The 17,394-nt window shown below is 63.9% G+C and carries 17 protein-coding genes; 4 read left to right on the forward strand and 13 right to left on the reverse strand.

Going from position 1 to position 17,394, the window contains the following annotated elements:
* Positions 1–235: 235 nt before the first annotated feature.
* The 4 genes from CV770_RS36555 to thiD all read right to left on the reverse strand — a co-directional run bounded on the left by CV770_RS36555 (position 236) and on the right by thiD (position 4,391).
* Positions 236–1,219, reverse strand: coding sequence for a threonine/serine dehydratase family protein (locus CV770_RS36555; protein ID WP_104465793.1), 984 nt, complete (start codon positions 1,217–1,219; stop codon positions 236–238).
* 158 nt (positions 1,220–1,377) lie between these two features.
* Positions 1,378–2,421: a glycosyltransferase family 4 protein gene (locus tag CV770_RS36560; protein WP_091958989.1), complete on the reverse strand. Its 1,044-nt coding sequence runs from the start codon at positions 2,419–2,421 to the stop codon at positions 1,378–1,380.
* A 13-nt stretch (positions 2,422–2,434) separates the two neighbouring features.
* A complete protein-coding gene (locus CV770_RS36565) occupies positions 2,435–3,247 on the reverse strand; it encodes a UDP-2,3-diacylglucosamine diphosphatase (RefSeq protein WP_104465794.1) in 813 nt (270 codons plus the stop codon).
* A gap of 343 nt (positions 3,248–3,590) precedes the next feature.
* Complete coding sequence (gene thiD / locus CV770_RS36570) at positions 3,591–4,391, reverse strand: bifunctional hydroxymethylpyrimidine kinase/phosphomethylpyrimidine kinase (protein WP_104465795.1); 801 nt, start codon at positions 4,389–4,391, stop codon at positions 3,591–3,593.
* 352 nt (positions 4,392–4,743) lie between these two features.
* Here thiD and CV770_RS36575 point away from each other — a divergent pair, with 352 nt between their 5' ends.
* On the forward strand, positions 4,744–6,687 hold the full coding sequence (locus tag CV770_RS36575; protein WP_245453957.1) for a hybrid sensor histidine kinase/response regulator: 1,944 nt from the start codon (positions 4,744–4,746) through the stop codon (positions 6,685–6,687).
* A gap of 95 nt (positions 6,688–6,782) precedes the next feature.
* Complete coding sequence (locus CV770_RS36580) at positions 6,783–7,028, forward strand: Lrp/AsnC ligand binding domain-containing protein (protein WP_018317369.1); 246 nt, start codon at positions 6,783–6,785, stop codon at positions 7,026–7,028.
* A gap of 1 nt (position 7,029) precedes the next feature.
* Here the strand turns inward: CV770_RS36580 and CV770_RS36585 are convergent, their stop codons facing one another.
* Positions 7,030–7,956 (reverse strand): cytochrome c, encoded by a 927-nt coding sequence (locus CV770_RS36585; protein WP_104465797.1) that lies wholly within the window; start codon positions 7,954–7,956, stop codon positions 7,030–7,032.
* 155 nt (positions 7,957–8,111) lie between these two features.
* Here CV770_RS36585 and CV770_RS36590 point away from each other — a divergent pair, with 155 nt between their 5' ends.
* The gene (locus CV770_RS36590) at positions 8,112–8,528 is read left to right on the forward strand and encodes a CHRD domain-containing protein (RefSeq protein WP_104465798.1); all 417 of its coding nucleotides are present in this window, start codon (positions 8,112–8,114) and stop codon (positions 8,526–8,528) included.
* Between the two features lie 72 nt (positions 8,529–8,600).
* Here CV770_RS36590 and CV770_RS36595 read toward each other — a convergent pair whose 3' ends face one another.
* The 6 genes from CV770_RS36595 to CV770_RS43965 all read right to left on the reverse strand — a co-directional run bounded on the left by CV770_RS36595 (position 8,601) and on the right by CV770_RS43965 (position 14,503).
* Positions 8,601–9,884, reverse strand: coding sequence for a cystathionine gamma-synthase family protein (locus CV770_RS36595; RefSeq protein ID WP_104465799.1), 1,284 nt, complete (start codon positions 9,882–9,884; stop codon positions 8,601–8,603).
* Between the two features lie 265 nt (positions 9,885–10,149).
* Positions 10,150–10,599: a cytochrome c gene (locus CV770_RS36600; protein WP_104465800.1), complete on the reverse strand. Its 450-nt coding sequence runs from the start codon at positions 10,597–10,599 to the stop codon at positions 10,150–10,152.
* 95 nt (positions 10,600–10,694) lie between these two features.
* Complete coding sequence (locus tag CV770_RS36605) at positions 10,695–13,004, reverse strand: xanthine dehydrogenase family protein molybdopterin-binding subunit (RefSeq protein WP_104465801.1); 2,310 nt, start codon at positions 13,002–13,004, stop codon at positions 10,695–10,697.
* Between the two features lie 161 nt (positions 13,005–13,165).
* Positions 13,166–13,690: a GNAT family N-acetyltransferase gene (locus tag CV770_RS36610; protein WP_146101426.1), complete on the reverse strand. Its 525-nt coding sequence runs from the start codon at positions 13,688–13,690 to the stop codon at positions 13,166–13,168.
* A 50-nt stretch (positions 13,691–13,740) separates the two neighbouring features.
* Entirely contained in the window at positions 13,741–14,016 is a 276-nt protein-coding gene (locus CV770_RS36615) for a DUF1127 domain-containing protein (RefSeq protein ID WP_104465803.1), read from the reverse strand.
* 355 nt (positions 14,017–14,371) lie between these two features.
* Positions 14,372–14,503, reverse strand: coding sequence for a hypothetical protein (locus tag CV770_RS43965; protein WP_283811431.1), 132 nt, complete (start codon positions 14,501–14,503; stop codon positions 14,372–14,374).
* 148 nt (positions 14,504–14,651) lie between these two features.
* Here CV770_RS43965 and CV770_RS41900 point away from each other — a divergent pair, with 148 nt between their 5' ends.
* Complete coding sequence (locus tag CV770_RS41900) at positions 14,652–14,801, forward strand: hypothetical protein (RefSeq protein ID WP_165637449.1); 150 nt, start codon at positions 14,652–14,654, stop codon at positions 14,799–14,801.
* Positions 14,802–15,002: 201 nt separating this feature from the next.
* On the opposite strand, the gene CV770_RS36625 is transcribed toward CV770_RS41900, so the two are convergent.
* Both CV770_RS36625 and murJ read right to left on the reverse strand, forming a co-directional pair.
* On the reverse strand, positions 15,003–15,458 hold the full coding sequence (locus tag CV770_RS36625; RefSeq protein WP_104465804.1) for a DoxX family protein: 456 nt from the start codon (positions 15,456–15,458) through the stop codon (positions 15,003–15,005).
* Between the two features lie 217 nt (positions 15,459–15,675).
* Positions 15,676–17,202: a murein biosynthesis integral membrane protein MurJ gene (murJ, locus tag CV770_RS36630; protein WP_104465805.1), complete on the reverse strand. Its 1,527-nt coding sequence runs from the start codon at positions 17,200–17,202 to the stop codon at positions 15,676–15,678.
* Positions 17,203–17,394 lie beyond the last annotated feature (192 nt).

The raw sequence follows: 17,394 nt of genomic DNA on the forward strand, positions 1-17,394 counted from the left end.
GTTGGGGGGAGGGTCTCTCCACAACGGGACAATCCCCAAAAGGAAAGAGCCCCCACCCGGCGCTTCGCGCCGACCTCCCCCGCAAGCGGGGGAGGTTGCATCGAGTAAGCGGTTAGTTCGATCCGCAAGATCGACAAACACATAGAAGGGGCAGAGCGGCGACGCTCTGCCCCTTCTTCATGTCAGTTCTTGGTCGTTCCGGGATGCGCCGTGGGGCGCAGGCCCGGAATGACGGCTAGGCCACCAGCTCGGCGAACAGATCCGCGTCGACGTTGCCGCCGGAGAGCACGATGACGACGTTCTTGCCGGCAACATCGAGACGCCCCGCAAGCAGCGCGGCCAGCCCCACCGCGCCGCCCGGCTCCACCACGAGCTTCAGCTCGCGATAGGCGAAGCCGACGGCGGCGCCGACTTCCTTGTCCGACGCGGTGACGCCCCGCGCGAGCAGCTTGCTGTTGATCGCGAAGGTCATCTCGCCCGGGATCAGGGCCATCAGCGCGTCGCAGATGGTGCGGCCCGCCGGCGGATGCGGCTCGCGATGTCCTGCGCTCAGCGAGATGCCGTGATCGTCGAACGCCTCGGGCTCGGCCACCACGATTTGGGCCTGCGGATAGCGCGCTTTCACGGCGGTCGCGACGCCCGCGATCAAGCCGCCGCCGGACGCCGGCGCCACCACGATGTCGGGGCTGAGACCGAGCGTTGCCATGTCTTCCGCGATCTCGCGGCCGGCAGTGCCCTGCCCCGCGATCACGAAGGGATCGTCATAGGGCCTGACCAGCGTCGCGCCGCGCTTCTCGGCGATGCCGCGCGAGATCGCCTCGCGGTCGTCGCGGTCGCGGTCGTACAGCACGACCTCGGCGCCGTAGGATTTGGTGCGCTCGCGCTTCGACAACGGCGCATCCGCCGGCATCACGATGGTCGCCTGCATGTCGAGGATTTTTGCCGCCGCCGCCACACCCTGGGCGTGGTTGCCGGAGGAGAACGCGACGACGCCGCCGGCGCGCTTGTCCTGCGGGATCGAGAACACCTTGTTGAAGGCTCCGCGGAACTTGAACGAGCCGGTGCGCTGGAGCATCTCCGGTTTCAGGAACACCTTGGCGCCGACGCGCTCGTTGAGCACGGGAAAGGACAACAGCGGGGTGCGGATGGCGTAGGGCGCGATCACGCGCGCTGCGGCGTCGATATCGGCGGGGCCGATCGGGAGGGGCTGTTCGGTCATGGCCGAATGTTATCGCGGCCGATGAGGCCCGGGCAAGACACCTCAGCGCGAGGATTTTCCCCATAGCGTTCTCAAGCGAAGTGGGCACCGGTTCGCGTGAAGAAAACGCGTCAAAACAAGAATCTAGAGCTATTTCGATCCATCGGATCGAGATAGCTCTAGGCCACGAAGCGCGGCTGTTCCGCGCCGTTCCGGCCAGGCAGCACCGCGCTGACCGCCTCGATGCTGGCCACAAAGGCCCTTGCAGAGGCTTCCCAGGTGTAATTGGCGGCGAATTCGACACAGTCCTGCCGGGAGATATCCAGCGCCGCGAAGCAGGCGCTGCGCAGGTCGTGATCGAGGGCCCCGACCGGGGCCTCGCCGATGACGTCACGGGGGCCCTTCACCGGGAAAGCGGCCACCGGCAGGCCGCTCGCGAGCGCTTCCAGCAGCACCAGGCCGAACGTGTCGGTTTTGCTCGGAAACACGAAGACGTCGGCGGCCGCATAGATGTCAGCCAGTTCCTCGCCGTGCTTCTCGCCGAGGAAGATCGCATCGGGATAGGCCTCTTCCAGCGAGGCGCGCGCGGGGCCGTCACCGACGATCACCTTGGTCCCGGGCAGATCGAGATCGAGGAAGGCCTCGAGATTCTTCTCCACCGCGACGCGGCCGACCGACAGGAACACCGGCGCCGGCAGGCAGAGGTCGATGGCGCGGGGGTGAAACAGCTGGGTGTCGACGCCGCGCGGCCACAGCACGACATTGTCGAAGCCGCGCTCGGTCAGCTCGCGGGCGAGCGCCGGCGTTGCCGCCATCACGGCGCGGCTGGCGCTGTGGAAGCGGCGCAGCGCCCGCCAGATCAGCGAGCCCGGCACCGGCACGCGGGCGCGGACATATTCGGGAAAGCGGGTGTGGAAGCTGGTCGTGAACGGCAGCCTGCGCTGGCGGCAATAGCGGCGGACCATCAGGCCGATCGGCCCTTCCGTGGCAATGTGGATGCTGTCGGGGCGCGCCTCCGCGATCAGCTTCGCAATGCGCGCGGGACGCGGCATCGCCAGACGCACATCGCGATAGCTCGGCATCGCAAAGGTGCGGAACGATTGCGGCGTCAGGAACGTGAATTCGACGCCGAGGCTTTTGCCGGCGTCGGCGAGCTTGGTCAGCGTCCGAACCACACCGTTGACTTGCGGGTGCCAGGCGTCGGTCGCGACCAGGATGCGCATCAGGCGGCCTCTGTTATGCAGCTCTGGCTGCAACCTGCGGGACGGCTGCCGGCTTCTGCAAATGATCCGCCCAGGTGATGATCTCGAAATGGCCGTCGTCGTGCTCGACCAGGGCTGTGCAGCTCTCGACCCAGTCGCCGCAATTCATGTAGCGGATGCCGCCCTCGTCGCGGATCACGGCGTAGTGGATGTGGCCGCAGATCACCCCGTCGGCGTCGTGGCGCCGCGCCTCGGCGGCAAGAGCCTGCTCGAACGCGCCGATATAATTGACGGCGTTCTTGACCTTCTGCTTGGCCCATTGCGACAGCGACCAATAGGGCACGCCGAACAAGCGGCGGAAGAAGTTGACGAAGCGATTCATCTGGATCGCGAAGTCGTAGGCCTTGTCGCCGAGATGGGCGAGCCAGCGCGCGTTCTGCACCACGAGGTCGAAGATGTCGCCATGGATGACGAGATAACGCTTGCCGTCCACGCCGGTGTGGACGGTGTTCTCGACCACGTCGATGCCGCCGAAATGCGTGCCGTAATAGTTGCGCAGGAACTCGTCGTGATTGCCGGGAATGTAGACGACCTTGGCGCCCTTGCGCGCCTTGCGCAGCAGCTTCTGCACGAGGTCGTTGTGGGATTGCGGCCAGTTCCAGCTCGATTTCAGCGCCCAGCCGTCGACGATGTCGCCGACGAGATAGATCGTGTCGGCATCATGGTAACGCAGGAAGTCGAGCAGAAGATCGGCTTGAGAACCGCGGGCTCCGAGATGAACGTCGGAGATGAACAACGTGCGAAAGCGCCGCTCCGGGCTCTCGTCACTCACATCGTAACTTCCCATGCGCCAGCCTGTAACAATGTCCCGTGACAGGGGGATGACCGATTGAACTTTTGAGGCACCTTCAGATACGAATCACGCCTTGCCTCGCCCTCCCCGCGAATATCAGTCGCATGCGACAATCAGGCGACATGGCGCCGCAGGGGGCCGCAAGGACCCCGCGCTTCCCTTTGAGAACGGTTCCTGGGGCCATCCTTCGAGACGCCCGCTTTAGGCGGGCTCCTCAGGATGAGGGCCGAATGCGCGGCAGAAGTTTCAATGGGCACGGTGCTGCTTAGCCTCATCCTGAGGAGACCGCGCAGCGGTCGTCTCGAAGGACGAGGCGTGCGCTCAGATGGTGCCCGCCTCAGTAGAACTTGTGGAAATGATGGATCGGCCCGTGGCCATGACCGACGGTGAAGCGGTCGGCGGCGCCGATGGCCGCGCTGATCCAGGTCTTGGCGTTGCGCACGGCGCTTTCCATATCCTCGCCCTTGGCGAGTTCCGCCGCGACCGCCGACGATAGCGAACAGCCGGTGCCGTGGGTGTTGCGTGTGGCAACGCGCGGCGCCGCAAGCGCGATCGTGCTTTCGGACGTGACGAGATAGTCGGTGCTCTCGGCGCCCTCGCCGTGTCCGCCCTTGATCAGGACCGCACGGCAGCCGAGCGCCAGCAGGCGACGCCCCTGGCTTTCGATCTCGGCCTCGCTTGCAGCGACCGGCTCGTCGAGCAGGGCCGCGGCTTCCGGCAGATTGGGCGTGATCACCGACGCCAGCGATATCAGTTTTGTGCGGAGCGCGTCGACGGCCTCGGAGGCGAGCAAGCGGTCGCCGGAGGTCGCCACCATCACGGGATCGAGCACGACGTGCTTCGGCTTCCAGCGCGACAGCGCGGCCGCGATTGCATCGATGCTGGCGACCTGGGCCACCATGCCGATCTTCACCGAGCCAATGTCGAGATCGGAAAACACCGCATCGATCTGCGCGGTGACGAATTCGGCCGGCACCGCATGAATGCCGGTGACGCCGCGCGTGTTCTGCGCCGTCAGCGCGGTGATGGCGGAGGCACCATAGACGCCGAGCGCGGCAAAGGTCTTCAGGTCGGCCTGGATGCCGGCGCCGCCGCTCGAATCGGAGCCCGCGATGGTGAGTGCGACCGGGGTCGTCATCGCCGGACACCTTTGCTGGATACGGACACCGCCATGGCCTGTCCTAGCGCGGCCGTGGAACACCGGCAAGCGCGCCGAGCCGTGTCCGACAGTGATTCGCGACGCCGTGTATTCCCTGCGAATCAGGCAAACAGCGGGCCGACTCGCCCCGCAATCGTGCGGACTTGAAAATGCAACCGCGCTGGACCCTTGGTATAGTCTCGAACCTCACCTGCTTCGCCGAAGAGCGCGAAGTGAGAGTGGAACTGTCCAGCGACACCCATATTGCGGGCTCCCGGCCCGCAAGCCGCCTGGAACGGAATCTTGGGGTGGAATGATGTGGGCCTTTTTTGAACGTCTCCTCGACTCGTCCATGCTGTCGCCGCACGGCATCTGCCTGTTGTGGGAGCCTGAGCTGATCTGGCTTCACGTCGTTTCCGACGCCTGCATCGCCGCCGCCTATTTTTCGATTCCGTTTGCCCTTGCGATTCTGGTCACCAAGCGGCGCGACCTCAGGTTCGGCTGGGTCTACTGGGCCTTCGCGATTTTCATCATGGCGTGCGGCCTCACCCATGTATTGTCGATCTACACGCTCTGGGTCCCGGTCTATGGCATCGAGGGCATGGTCAAGGCGGCGACCGCGGTGGCATCCGTGGTCACGGCGGGCGCGCTCTGGCCGCTGCTGCCGAAGATCCTGACGATCCCCTCGCCGTTCGAACTGCGGCAGGTCCAGGCAGCGCTCGAGGAGGAGGAGATCAAGAGCCGGGACGCGACGCTCCTGCTCCAGCAGGTCAGCGACGCCCAGCGCGCAATGCGCGAGAGCGTGGCGCGCCTCACCGCGATCGTCGAGACCGCGGTCGACGGGGTCATCCTGTTAGACGCGCAGGACCGGATCCTGCTGTTCAATCCGGCCTGCGAGCGCTTGTTCGGCTACTCTGCCGACGAGGTCATGGGCCGGAACGTCGGGATGCTGATGCCCGCGGCGGGAACGGCGCCCGACAGCCACGCAAGGCATTTCGCGACCGCCGGCGAGGCCATCGGCCTGCGCAAGGACGGATCGACCTTTCCGATGGACGTGTCGGTCGGCCGGACCCGGCAGGACGGCGAATTGATCTTCGTCGGCATCGTCCACGACCTGACCGCGCGCAAGCTGACCGAGCAGCAGCTCCAGCAGGCGCAGAAGATGGAGACGGTCGGTCAGCTCTCCGGCGGCATTGCCCACGACTTCAACAACCTGCTCACCGTCATCATCGGCAACGCCGAGCATCTGAGCGAGCAGCTCAAGGCGAGGCCCGACCTGCGCCGCTTTTCCGAGGACATCTGCCAGTCGGGCGAACGGGGTGCCGAGCTGACGCAGCGTCTGCTCGCATTCAGTCGCCGCCAGTTGCTGCAGCCCCAGACGATCGATTGCCGCGGCCTGCTCGAGTCCATGTTCAAGCTGCTCAAGCGCACCTTGCGCGAAGACATCGAGATCCGGACGGCCTCCAGGCCCGGCACGATCGTGGCCTTCGCGGATCGGGCCCAGCTCGAATCCGCCGTGCTCAACCTTGCGCTCAATGCGCAGGATGCCATGCCGGCCGGTGGCCACCTGACCCTGAGCACGGAGTTGACGACACTCGACGACGACTATCGCGCCCTTCACCCCGAAGTCGCATCCGGCAGCTACGTGTTGATCTCGATCACCGACGACGGCGAAGGCATGATGCCCGAGGTCACCCGGCGCGCCTTCGAACCGTTCTTCACCACCAAGGAGGTCGGCAAGGGCTCGGGCCTTGGGCTCAGCATGGTCTATGGCTTCGCCAAGCAATCCAATGGCCACGTCTCGATCTACAGCGAGCCGGGCCTTGGGACGACGGTCCGGATCTATTTGCCGCGCGCGGACATCGGATCATCGCACGCCGAGCTTTCCGATGGCGAGGACGCGGCGCCCCGAGGATACGAGACGATCCTGATCGCCGAGGACGATCCGTTCGTTCGCTCCTCCGCCATTCGCAGGGTGGAAGCTCTCGGATATCGCGTCGTTGCCGCGGTCAACGGCAAGGAGGCCTTGCAGCAGCTGCGCACCGAGCCCGGTATCGACATGCTGTTCACCGACATCGTGATGCCCGGCGGCATGAGCGGCTGGGAGCTCGCCGACCAGGCGCGCCGGATTCGCCCCGGTCTGCCGGTCCTGTTCACCTCGGGCTACGCGCTGGAGACCCTGGTCGAGCAGGGCCACGCGCATGCGCAGGCGATCGTGCTGACCAAGCCCTATCGCAAGGTCGAACTCGCCCAGCGGCTCAGAGACGCATTCGCCGCGGCCGTGGTGACCTCCTAGGCGAGGGACCGGCATCCGGTGGCCGGCAAGTCCGCTTGCTAAATGGTGCCGGGTTTGGCCTATTAGCCGCCAGATACGCTTTCGGAGTGCTCGCGATGGTTCCTTTTTTCGTCCAGATCAAATGCAAGCTCGGCCAGTCCTATACGGTCGCCAATGCGCTTGCCGAAGCCGAGATCGCTTCCGAGATCTACTCCACGGCCGGCCAATACGACCTCCTGGTGAAGTTCTACGTCGACAAGGACACCGACATCGGCCATTTCGTCAACGAGAAGGTGCAGGTGCTGCCGGGCATCCAGGACACCCTCACTATCATCACCTTCAAGGCGTTCGGCGCCAGCTGAGCTAACCAGCTTCCTTGCGCTTGGGCCGCGGCGGACCGTCGACCGGCGGCAGCGATTTGAGATAGTCCGCCATCGCCGCAATATCCGCCTCGGACAATTGCGAGGTGTTCTTGATCACACGCTTCATCGCGCCGCCGACGCTGTCGCCATCGGGCAATTCGCCGGTTTTGAGGAAATAGGCAAGATCCTTCGCGCTCCATTCGCCGAGGCTCTTCTGGGTGATGTTGGGCACCCAGCCCTCGCCTTCCGGATTGGGCCCGCCGGCAAAGCGCTGGCCCCGGATGATGCCGCCGAGCGCGTTGCGCGGACTATGGCATTCGGCGCAATGGCCAAAACTATTGACGAGATAGGCGCCGCGACTCCATTGCGGCGACTTGGTGCCGTCGGCGACAAAAGGCTTGTCGTCCAGAAACAGGAATTTCCAGACGCCGATGTTGCGGCGGATGTTGAACGGAAAGCCGACGTCGTGGTCGCGCACTTTGCCTGCAACGGGCGGCAGCGTCTTCAGATAGGCGAAGAGATCGAGCACGTCCTCGCGCCTTGCGTGCTGATAGGACGTATAGGGGAAGGCGGGAAAATAATGCTGCCCGCCTGGCGAAACCCCGTGCATCACCGCGTTGACGAAGTCGGCGTCGGTCCATTTGCCGATGCCGTCGTTCGGATCGGGGGAGATGTTCGGTGCATAGAACGTTCCGAATGGCGACTTGATCGCGACGCCGCCGCCGAGCCTGACACGGTCGGGCTGGTTGGGCGTGGCGTGGCACGACGCGCAGCCTCCCGCGTTGAACATCGCCTCGCCATTGGCAAGGTTTGCCACATGCGCCGGCGCGTTGCCCACAGCCGCCACCACCGGCGCGCTGAGCCACCAATAGACGACGCCGGCGGCGACCGCGGCGAGCAGCCCCCCGAGAATTGTTCGTTGCAACATGGGTATCCATTCACTCGACACGGCGAACCTAAGACCGATGTCGCCGCGGCTCCAGCCACGAAGAATTTAGCCCGCCTTGGCCGGAAACGGGAATAAACTGAAATGCCGGCTGTTGAAAGTTTGGCAGCCCGAACGGGTTCAGCAGGGAGAAAGTCATGAACAAGACCGTCATTGCCGCCGTAGCGCTTGGTGCCGTTGCCTTTGCAGGTCCGGCCAGCGCCGAAAAGCTGAAAGCAACGCTCGACGGCAAGGCCGAGGTGCCGGCAACGACCAGCAGCGGCACCGGAACCGCCGATCTGGACTATGATGCCGCCAGCAAGAAGCTGTCGTGGACGGTCACCTACTCCGGGCTCTCCGGCCCTGCTACCGCCGCCCATTTCCACGGCCCCGCGGAGGCCGGCAAGAACGCCGGCGTCGCGCTCGCGATCCCGAATGCGACCGCCAGCCCCGTGAAGGGCGAAGCGACGCTGACCGACGCGCAGGCTGCCGATCTGCTCGGCGGCAAGCTCTACGTCAACATCCACACCGCGGCCAACCCGGGCGGCGAGATCCGCGGTCAGGTGACGAAGTAAGCCGCGACGCTGCTTCGTTGCGTGAAGGCCGGGCGCAGGAGGGGCGTCCGGCCTTTTCGATTCCGGCCGCGCCTAAGCCGCGTTCAGCGCCTGCGTGAGGTCGGCGATCAGGTCGGAGGGGCTCTCGATGCCGATCGAGAGCCGGATCGTGGAATCGAGCACGCCGATTTTCCGGCGGATGTCGGCGGGAACGCCGGAATGGGTCATGGTCGCGGGCAGGCTCGCGAGCGATTCCGTGCCGCCGAGACTCACCGCCAGCTTGAGGATCTGCAGCGCGTTGAGGAATTTGACCGCAGCATCCTTGCCGCCGACGATGTCGAACGAGAAGGTGGATCCCGCCCCCAGGCATTGCCGCGCGAACACACGCCCGGCCGGCGAGGCCTCCTCGTGATGACCGAGGTAGTGGACCTTGGCCACCTTGGGGTGATCGCGCAAATAATCCGCCACGAGGCGCGCATTCGCATCGGCTTTTTCCATGCGCAGGCTCAGCGTCTCGAGCGAGCGGTTGATCATCCAGCAGGAATGCGGATCGAGCTGGGTCCCGATGGCGCCGCGGAGCGCCTTGATGCCTTTCATCAGCGCCTTCGAGCCGAGCGCGGCGCCCGCGATCAGATCGGAATGACCGCCGACATATTTCGTGAGCGAGTATAGGGAAATGTCCGCGCCGTGCTCGATCGGCCGCTGAAATACCGGCCCGAGCAGCGTGTTGTCGCAGGCAATGATCGGCGTGTGTCCTTGAGCCTTTCCGATGGAATCGGCAACGCGGCGGATCATGGCGACATCGACCAGGCCGTTGGTCGGGTTGGCCGGGGTTTCGATCAGGATCATCGAAACGCGGCCCTTGCCCATGGCCTCCTCCGAGGCCTGCTTGACGGCGGCTTCGTCGATCCCGTCGGCGAAGCCGACGGCGCCGATCGACAGGCGGGCCAGCGTGTTCGTCAGCAGCGTTTCCGTCCCGCCATAGAGCGGCTGGGAGTGCAGGATGACGTCGCCGGGTCGGACGAAAGCCAGGATCGTGGTCGCGATCGCCGCCATGCCGGACGAGAACAGCGCGCAGCTCTCGGTACGCTCGTAGATCGAGAGCCTGTCCTCGACGATCTCGCTGTTGGGATGATTGAAGCGCGAATAGACCAGGCCCGCGCCCATGCCTTCCGGCGGCTCGCGACGGCCCGCGACGAAATCGAAAAAGTCCTGCCCGTCATCGGCGGTCTTGAACACGAAGGTGGAGGTCAGGAAGACCGGCGGCTTGATGGCGCCTTCCGACAATTGCGGATCATAGCCATAGGTCAGCATCAAGGTTTCGGGATGCAGCATATGGTTGCCGATGTGGGTCTTCGACGGAAACGGTTTTGCCATGGCCTGTCTCGCTGTTCTGTTTGAAGCCGCGCCATGGAACTCCTGATGAGGCCGTCGGGAGCGAGATGCGCCAATTTCCAACAGCTCACGTCAATGCCGCGGCGACTGCAGCCAAGATAGCTGCTCTCACAGCGATCCGTCAGGCCTTGCGGACATAAATTCCTGCCGCGCTTCGCGCCGACGCAAAAAAGCGGCTGCTTTCGCAACCGCCTTTTTCGATTCCTTATCAGCGCCGTAGCCCGGATGGAGCGAGAACTGCGCCTCGCTATTTCAGCTTGACCCGATACGTCTCGTGGCAATCGCTGCAGCGGTCATTGATTGCGGTATACGCCGCCTTCAGGCTGGCGACATCCTTGATCTTGCCCTTGACATCGGCGATCGCCTTCTGCACGGGCGGGATCTTGGAGTCGAAATCGGCCTTGTTCTGCCAGACCTTTTGCGAGGCGCCATAGGTCGCGTCGACGACATCCTGCTTGGGATTGACCTCGAAGGTCTTGGCGATCTTGGCAACATCGGCCTCGATGCTGGCGATGGCCTGATCGGCAGCTTTCTTGTCGAAGGGGATGTCGCCCTTGGTCATCTTCTGGATGATGCCGTACTGGTTCTTGGCGATCCCGCGCATCAGATTGTCCTGCTGAACGGCGATCTCCTGCTGCGCCATCACGGCGCCCGCACCCAGCAGGATGGTCCCCGCGACAATCATCGTTCGTTTCATTGCTAATGTCTCCGGCTCGCAGAGGTGAGGATGGGCCCATTCATGGATAGAAACCCCGCAGCGAGCGTTTATTCCCGCCGCGGAAGAATCGCCGCCTAGAGGCTGTGACGGCGGTGATGCTCGTTGATGGCGATCCACACCCGTTCCGGAGTTGCCGGCATATCGATGTGGTCGATCTTGTACTCGCGCCAGAGCCCGTCGACGATGGCGTTGACGATGGCCGGACAGGACCCGATCGCGCCGGCCTCGCCCGCCCCCTTCACCCCCAGCGGATTGGTCTTGCAGGGAACGTTGGCAGTCTCGAACACGAAGGCTGGCCCGTCCGCTGCGCGCGGCAGCGCGTAGTCCATGAAGGTCGCGGTAATGAGCTGGCCGTCGCCCGCGCCATAGACCACCTGCTCCATCAGCGCCTGACCGATACCCTGCATGGCGCCGCCATGCACCTGACCGGCCAGAAGCAGCGGATTGAGCGTCTTGCCGAAATCGTCGACGATCACGTAGTTGACGATCTTGATGATGCCGGTGGCCGGATCGATCTCGACCTCCGCCAGATGCGTGCCGTTAGGATAGGTGCCGTCGGCACTGGCGAAGGTTGCGCTGCCGTTCAGCTTCGTGGGATCCGCGCCGGGGCGCTTGGCGAGGTCAGCAAAGGAGATTGAGCGGTCGGTGCCGGCGATCCGGATCATGCCGTCGGTGATCTCGAGGTCGCCTGCGCTCGCTTCGAGCGCCTGAGCTGCGAACTCCTTCAGCTTCTTGCCGAGATCGCCCGCAGCACGCTCCACGCAGACGCCGCCGGTGGGAATCGAGGCCGAGCCGCCGGTGCCGAGGCCGGTCGCGATCTCCTCGGTGTCGCCCTGGCGGATATGCACGCGCTCCGGTGGCAGGCCGAATTGCTCGGCGACGATCTGCGCATAAGCGGTCTGATGGCCCTGCCCGCTCGATTGCGTGCCGATCAGCACGGTGACGTCGCCACTCGGATCGAGGCGGACATTGGCCGTCTCCTCACCCATCACGCCGCAAATCTCGACATAGCTCGCAAGGCCGATGCCGCGGATCAGGCCCTCCTTCTTGGCCGCCTTGGCGCGCTTTGCAAACTCCTTCCATTCCCCGATCTCCATCGCGCGCTTGAGATGCGCGGCGAAATCGCCGGAATCGTAGACCTTGCCCGTGGCCGTCTTGTACGGCAGCGCCTTCGGCGGGATGAAGTTCTTGCGACGGATGGCGTCCGGCGTCGTGTCGAGCTTTCGTGCGCAGGCGTCCACGAGGCGCTCGATGACATAGGCAGCTTCAGGCCGCCCGGCGCCGCGATAGGCATCGACCGGCACGCTGTGCGTGAAGATGGTGCGCACCCGGCAGTGGAAGGCCTGGATGTCGTAGAGGCCCGGCAGCATGCCGGCGCCGCCATGCGGGATGTAAGGGCCGAAGGTCGACAGATAGGCGCCCATGTCGCCCATCAGGTCGCAATCCATCGCGAGGAACTTGCCGTCCTCGGCCAGCGCCATCTTCGCGGTGGTGACGTTGTCGCGGCCCTGCGCATCGCCAAGGAAATGCTCGGAGCGATCTGCCGCCCACTTCACCGCCTTCTTCAGCTTGCGCGCGGCAACCGCCATCAGGGCGTATTCCCGGTACGGAAACAGCTTCGTGCCAAAGCCGCCGCCGACATCGGGGCAGATCACCCGCATCTTGTCAGTCGGGATGTTGAGCACGTTCTGGCACAGGATGTCGCGCAGGCGGTGGCTGCCCTGGCTGCCGACCGTCAGCGTCAGATGGTCGCGCTTGGCGTCGTACTCACAAACGGCCGCACGCGTCTCCAGGAAGCTCGCGACCACGCGCGGATTGACGATCGAGATTTCCGCCACCGCATGCGCCTTGGCGAAGGCAGCTTCCGTCGCCGCCTTGTCGCCGATCGAGACGTCGAACAGCACATTGCCGGCCTTGTCGGGCCAGACCTGCGCCGCGCCCTTCTTCACGGCATTGACGACGCCGGTCACCGCCGGGAGCGGGCTCCATTTGACGTCGATCGCCTCGATCGCGTCGCGGGCCTGGTCGATGGTCTCGGCGACGACGAAGGCGACGGCATCGCCGACATGGCGTACCTCGTCCTTGGCCAGGATCGGGTAAGGCGGGCCGGTGAACGGATCGGTCTCGAGGTTGAACAGGCAGGGCAGATTGCCGAGATCCTTGACGTCGTCGGCGGTCAGGATCAGCGCGACGCCGGGCAGGCCGCGGGCGCGGCTCACATCGATGGTGTATTTGGCATGCGCGTGCGGCGAGCGCAGCATCAGGCAGCGGAGCGCAGCCTGCGGCGCGTAATCGTCGGTATAGCGGCCCTTGCCGCGGATGAGCGCGTCATCCTCCTTGCGCAGCACGCTTTGGCCAACGCCGAACTTGATGGGAGCCGCCATTTTATCTTCCCGTTCTCATGGTTGTTTTGCCGGCATATTGCCGTGGAAAAACTGGCAAGGCAAACGGGTTTAGGCGGGCCGTTCCCCCATTGAGGCCCATGATTCGAAGCCACCCCCGACGGTTCTGGCGCGACCAGGCCGGACAGCCGTGGGGAACGGCGTTAGCGGCTGAATTTCCTGACCATAAAGTACTTGTCGTAGGTGGCCTCCCCTATGCGGACGGCAGCGGGATCGGTACCGTAGATTTCAAAGCCGTTACGCTTGTAGGTGTTGATTGCAGCGGTCGATTCGAGCAGGACGGCGAGATGCACCTGCTCGACGCGTGCCTCGGCATGGGCAAGAAGCTCCTTGATGAGCCGATCTCCGACCCCTTTACCTCGGCCCTCCTCCCTCACGTAAACCGTGAAGATGTTGCCCCTGTGCTGCGATTGCCGATCTGGCGATACATAGAAGCCCGCGACGCCCATCAAGCTCCCGCATCGAAATGCGCCGAGGATCATTCCATCCAGCCAACGGCGATAAACCGCCATCATCGGCTCCCCGCCCTCGTCCTCTTCAGGAGAACCAAACGTTTGAGGGTGCATCTGAAGCGCCTCCGCGCGAATGTCGCGAAAAAGATCGAGATCATCGACATTCAATCGTCGGATTTCCTCGTCCGCCTGAGCACCGGCAGCGTGCGATATCATGATCGCCTCCTCTCCTTGTCGCAGTGAAGAACGGCAGGAATTGTGGTCCGTCACATCCCGCCACAGCCCCACAGATTCCTCGTGCTGTCTCTCAATCTCTCGATGGCGCGTTCAGGCGCGATGCAATCGATATCGCCGCGCGTCAGACCGATGTCCATCAGCTCCCTGTCACTGAGGTCCTGCAAGGTGACCCCTGCGCGCGGCCGCCACTCCTGAAACGCACGCCAATATCGCCTGAGCAGGCTCAGGACGATGGAAGGGTCGAGGCCACGCCTTGCGGCATCGACCTCAATTTCGGGTGAGATGTTCGTCTGTTGGGGTGGCATCGCACGCTCCTGCTGTTGAGCCGGCAGGGAGCGTGGCCAAATAAAAGGCCCCGTCCGATGCCGGCGGGGCCTGGTGGAAAAGATGTCGTCGTCGAATTCCTAGCGCACGACTCCTTCCACGGCCCAGCCGAAGCGGGTCATGTGGTTGCGGTTGACGGTGCGCGAGCATTTAATCATGAGACGTTGATACCACGGCAACCGCGCGAAATCAAGAGATGTGCGGAGGTCGGCTACAGCCTTGAGGCGAGCACTCTGCGGCGGCACTATGCGAGCCGCCGACGACGAGCAGGACGAGCGTCAACTCGTCGTGGAAATGCATCGAGGCGAGCGATGAAGCGCTGAAGCTTACAATCAGTCAGAACGCTGCGGCGAGGATGATCCCGGTCAGCAGGAATTTGCCGAGCAACATCAGCCAGGCACGAGAAAGCCGCGCCGCGCGGCAAGGAAGAGCACCGGCAGCAGAATGGTCCAGCTTCCCGGCGTACACTCAGACGCCGTGCCTAGGTGATTGTCATGGCGAGCTAACGGTTCTTCCGAGTGTTTCAGCATGTTGCCACTTTTAGGAGGACTTGTCGCGTGGGTTCAGATCGGCAACACTGCTCGGATTTCCAGTAATTGCTTTAATGGGTGTCCTCATGCCCGAAACATTGGAAATCCTGTTGTGGTGTGCCGCGCTCGCGACGTGGCTGATGCTTTCCTTCAGGATTATAAGCGAGCACCTGAAACCGCTCTCGAATCTCGTCAGCCATCTGCTCGAGGTTGCTTTCAGGCACAAGGCGAAGTGACGCAGTAACGGCCGCAAAGGCACGACTTGGCAGCTGCCGAGCTGGCAGAGCTGCGCGTCGCGTTGATGGCGTCAAGACGAACCGACCGAGCGGCACATCGTGCGGCTGCAACCTCTCGCAACTCTGCTGGGGCCGACGATGCTCACTCTAAGCAAGTTATTGGCTGTCAGGCTGAGGAAGCGGCTGAAACGAACAACGCTGCTAGCCTGCCAGCCTCCGATCGAGGGAGAACCGGCCCCCTCCGGTGACCAGGATCAACAGAGCGCCTCCTGATATCGAGATGTTCTTCAGGAAATTATTGTACTGCCCGATCTGTTGCGGACCGGCGGGATATTCCCAGTAACGATGCGCGATTGCAGTAGCCGACAATACAAATAGAAAAATCAAAATTGCGCAGTAGCGCGTACCAACGCCGAGTATCAAACCAACCGATATCAGTATTTCCAGGATGACGGTGGTCGTCGTGAACAGCTGCGGCACTGGAAGGTTGAGCGACCGAAAATAGCCCACTGAGCCACTGAAGTTGCCAAGTGCTCCATACACGCTTCCAACAAACACCCATGCAAGCAGGATGCGGCCGATCAGGATCAGCAGGTCGGCATTGCTGGTGGCGAACTGGTCGATCCGAGATGTGGACCAGGGAGAGCGAAATGACATGGTCACTGCCTCATCGCGTTGCTACCTGAGGACGGCACCTGAATATTGAGATCGTATCACGACTGGCGAACCGCATGAAGGCCGCCCGGCAGGGCATGACGCGCTGGAGACCCCTGCTGCCTCGCAGGCCCAACAAACGGTCCATCCGCTCACGGCGTTGGCCGCCGTTCAAAGCGAGCGGTGACGGCGGGTAGGCGTGTTGGCTTTCGGCACACGCCTAGCCGCGCACCAGCGAGACCAGCCAGCTGCGGCCGAACAGAACGAGGATCGTGAGCACATAGACGATTGTGCCGCCGACGGCGAGCAGGACGAGCGTCAATTCATCGTGGAAGCGCATCGAGGCGAGAGCTGAAGCGCTGAAGTGCGCGATCAGCCAGAACGCTGCGGCGAGGATCAAGCCGGTCAGCAGGAATTTGGCCAGCGACATCAGCCAGGCGCGGTCCAGCACGAGAAAGCCGCGCCGCACGGCGAAGAACAGCACCAGCAACAGATTGGTCCAGACGCCGACGGCGGTTGCGAGCGCAAGGCCGACCTGGGCCAGCGATCCCATCAAGGCGACCTTCAGCGCGACATTGACCGCAATGCCGGTCAGCGACGCCCGAACCGGCGTTGCGGTGTCCTTGCGCGCATAGAAGGTCGCAACCGCGCTGCGGATCAGCACGAACGGGATCAGGCCGATGGCGTAGGCCGCGAGCGTGCCGCCGGCGGCGACCGCGTCGGCCTTGGAGAAGGCGCCGCGGGCGAACAGCGCGCGCATGATCTCGTCGGGCACGGTGAGGAAGGCCGCAACGAACGGGATCGAAAACAGCAGCGTGAAATCGAAAGCGCGGCGCTGCGCCTTCATCGCGCCGTCATGATCGTTGGCCGTGATCCGGCGCGACATCTCCGGCAGCAGCACGGTGCCGATGGCGATGCCGATCACGCCGATCGGGAGCTGGTTGAGCCGGTCGGCATAATAAAGCGCCGACAGCGCGCCGGCAGGCAGGAAGGTCGCGATGATGGTATCGGCGAACAGCGCCACCTGCGTGCCCATCGATCCCAGCGTCGCAGGCCCGAGTGCCTTGAAGAAACCGCGGACGTCTTCGTCGAGCTTCAGCGGCGCAAAGCGCGGCAGGCCGCCATGGCGGGCGAGATCGCCGGCCAGCAGGAAATATTGCAGGAAACCGGAGATCAGGACGCCCCAGGCAGCTGCATGGCCCGCGCTCGGAAACCAGACGGCGACCGCCAGCGTCATCATCATCGAAACGTTGAGGAAGATCGATGCGGCCGCGGCGCTGGCAAAGCGCTGCATCACGTTGAGCATGCCGCCATAGAGCGTCACCAGCGTGATCAGCAGAAGATAGGGAAAGGTGATCCGGGTCAGCTCGATCGCGAGCTTGCGCTGCTCGGCATCGTCACTGAAGCCCGGCGCCAGGATGCGCATGGCCTGCGGCATGAACAGCCAGGCGACGATGAGCAGCACCACCTGCGAGGCCAGCAGCAGCGTGAAGATGCGGTCGGCGAAAAGCTTTGCCGCCCCCTCCCCCTTCTCGCCATGGACATGGGCATAGGCCGGGACCCAGGCGGCGTTGAAGGCGCCCTCGGCGAAGATCGCGCGGAAATGATTGGGCAGCCGCAGCGCCACGAAAAAGGCGTCGGCCACGGGGCCGGCGCCGAGGATCGCCGCGAGCATGATGTCGCGGGCAAACCCCGTCAGCCGCGAGAGCAGCGTGTATCCGCCGACCGTGAAGATGCGTCCGAGCATGCGTCCCTTCTAGAGACTTATCGGACAGAGGTCGATTGCATCTTGCGATGCGCATTGTTGCGCCCTCTCCCCTTGTGGGCCTGTTGCGTTATCGGCTTTTGAAGTTGAGGACGGCAGGAGAAGGGCCGTGGTTACGGCAATTGCCAGCCAAGTCTGTAGTGGTCGCCCTCGGCGGGCGGCTCAGGCCGCGAT

Origin of the sequence: Bradyrhizobium sp. AC87j1 (genome assembly GCF_002936975.1) — a bacterium.
GTDB lineage: Bacteria > Pseudomonadota > Alphaproteobacteria > Rhizobiales > Xanthobacteraceae > Bradyrhizobium > Bradyrhizobium shewense.

What these genes read in the sequence shown, in the direction of transcription:
- CV770_RS36610 (WP_146101426.1), bottom strand. Translation starts at nt 13,690, where the DNA reads ATGATATCGCACGCTGCCGGTGCTCAGGCGGACGAGGAAATCCGACGA.
- thiD (WP_104465795.1), bottom strand. Translation starts at nt 4,391, where the DNA reads ATGACGACCCCGGTCGCACTCACCATCGCGGGCTCCGATTCGAGCGGC.
- CV770_RS36565 (WP_104465794.1), bottom strand. Translation starts at nt 3,247, where the DNA reads ATGGGAAGTTACGATGTGAGTGACGAGAGCCCGGAGCGGCGCTTTCGC.
- CV770_RS36580 (WP_018317369.1), top strand. Translation starts at nt 6,783, where the DNA reads ATGGTTCCTTTTTTCGTCCAGATCAAATGCAAGCTCGGCCAGTCCTAT.
- CV770_RS36555 (WP_104465793.1), bottom strand. Translation starts at nt 1,219, where the DNA reads ATGACCGAACAGCCCCTCCCGATCGGCCCCGCCGATATCGACGCCGCA.
- CV770_RS36575 (WP_245453957.1), top strand. Translation starts at nt 4,744, where the DNA reads ATGCTGTCGCCGCACGGCATCTGCCTGTTGTGGGAGCCTGAGCTGATC.
- CV770_RS36605 (WP_104465801.1), bottom strand. Translation starts at nt 13,004, where the DNA reads ATGGCGGCTCCCATCAAGTTCGGCGTTGGCCAAAGCGTGCTGCGCAAG.
- CV770_RS36625 (WP_104465804.1), bottom strand. Translation starts at nt 15,458, where the DNA reads ATGTCATTTCGCTCTCCCTGGTCCACATCTCGGATCGACCAGTTCGCC.
- CV770_RS36600 (WP_104465800.1), bottom strand. Translation starts at nt 10,599, where the DNA reads ATGAAACGAACGATGATTGTCGCGGGGACCATCCTGCTGGGTGCGGGC.
- CV770_RS36595 (WP_104465799.1), bottom strand. Translation starts at nt 9,884, where the DNA reads ATGGCAAAACCGTTTCCGTCGAAGACCCACATCGGCAACCATATGCTG.
- CV770_RS36615 (WP_104465803.1), bottom strand. Translation starts at nt 14,016, where the DNA reads ATGCCACCCCAACAGACGAACATCTCACCCGAAATTGAGGTCGATGCC.
- CV770_RS36590 (WP_104465798.1), top strand. Translation starts at nt 8,112, where the DNA reads ATGAACAAGACCGTCATTGCCGCCGTAGCGCTTGGTGCCGTTGCCTTT.
- CV770_RS41900 (WP_165637449.1), top strand. Translation starts at nt 14,652, where the DNA reads ATGCCCGAAACATTGGAAATCCTGTTGTGGTGTGCCGCGCTCGCGACG.
- murJ (WP_104465805.1), bottom strand. Translation starts at nt 17,202, where the DNA reads ATGCTCGGACGCATCTTCACGGTCGGCGGATACACGCTGCTCTCGCGG.
- CV770_RS36585 (WP_104465797.1), bottom strand. Translation starts at nt 7,956, where the DNA reads ATGTTGCAACGAACAATTCTCGGGGGGCTGCTCGCCGCGGTCGCCGCC.
- CV770_RS36560 (WP_091958989.1), bottom strand. Translation starts at nt 2,421, where the DNA reads ATGCGCATCCTGGTCGCGACCGACGCCTGGCACCCGCAAGTCAACGGT.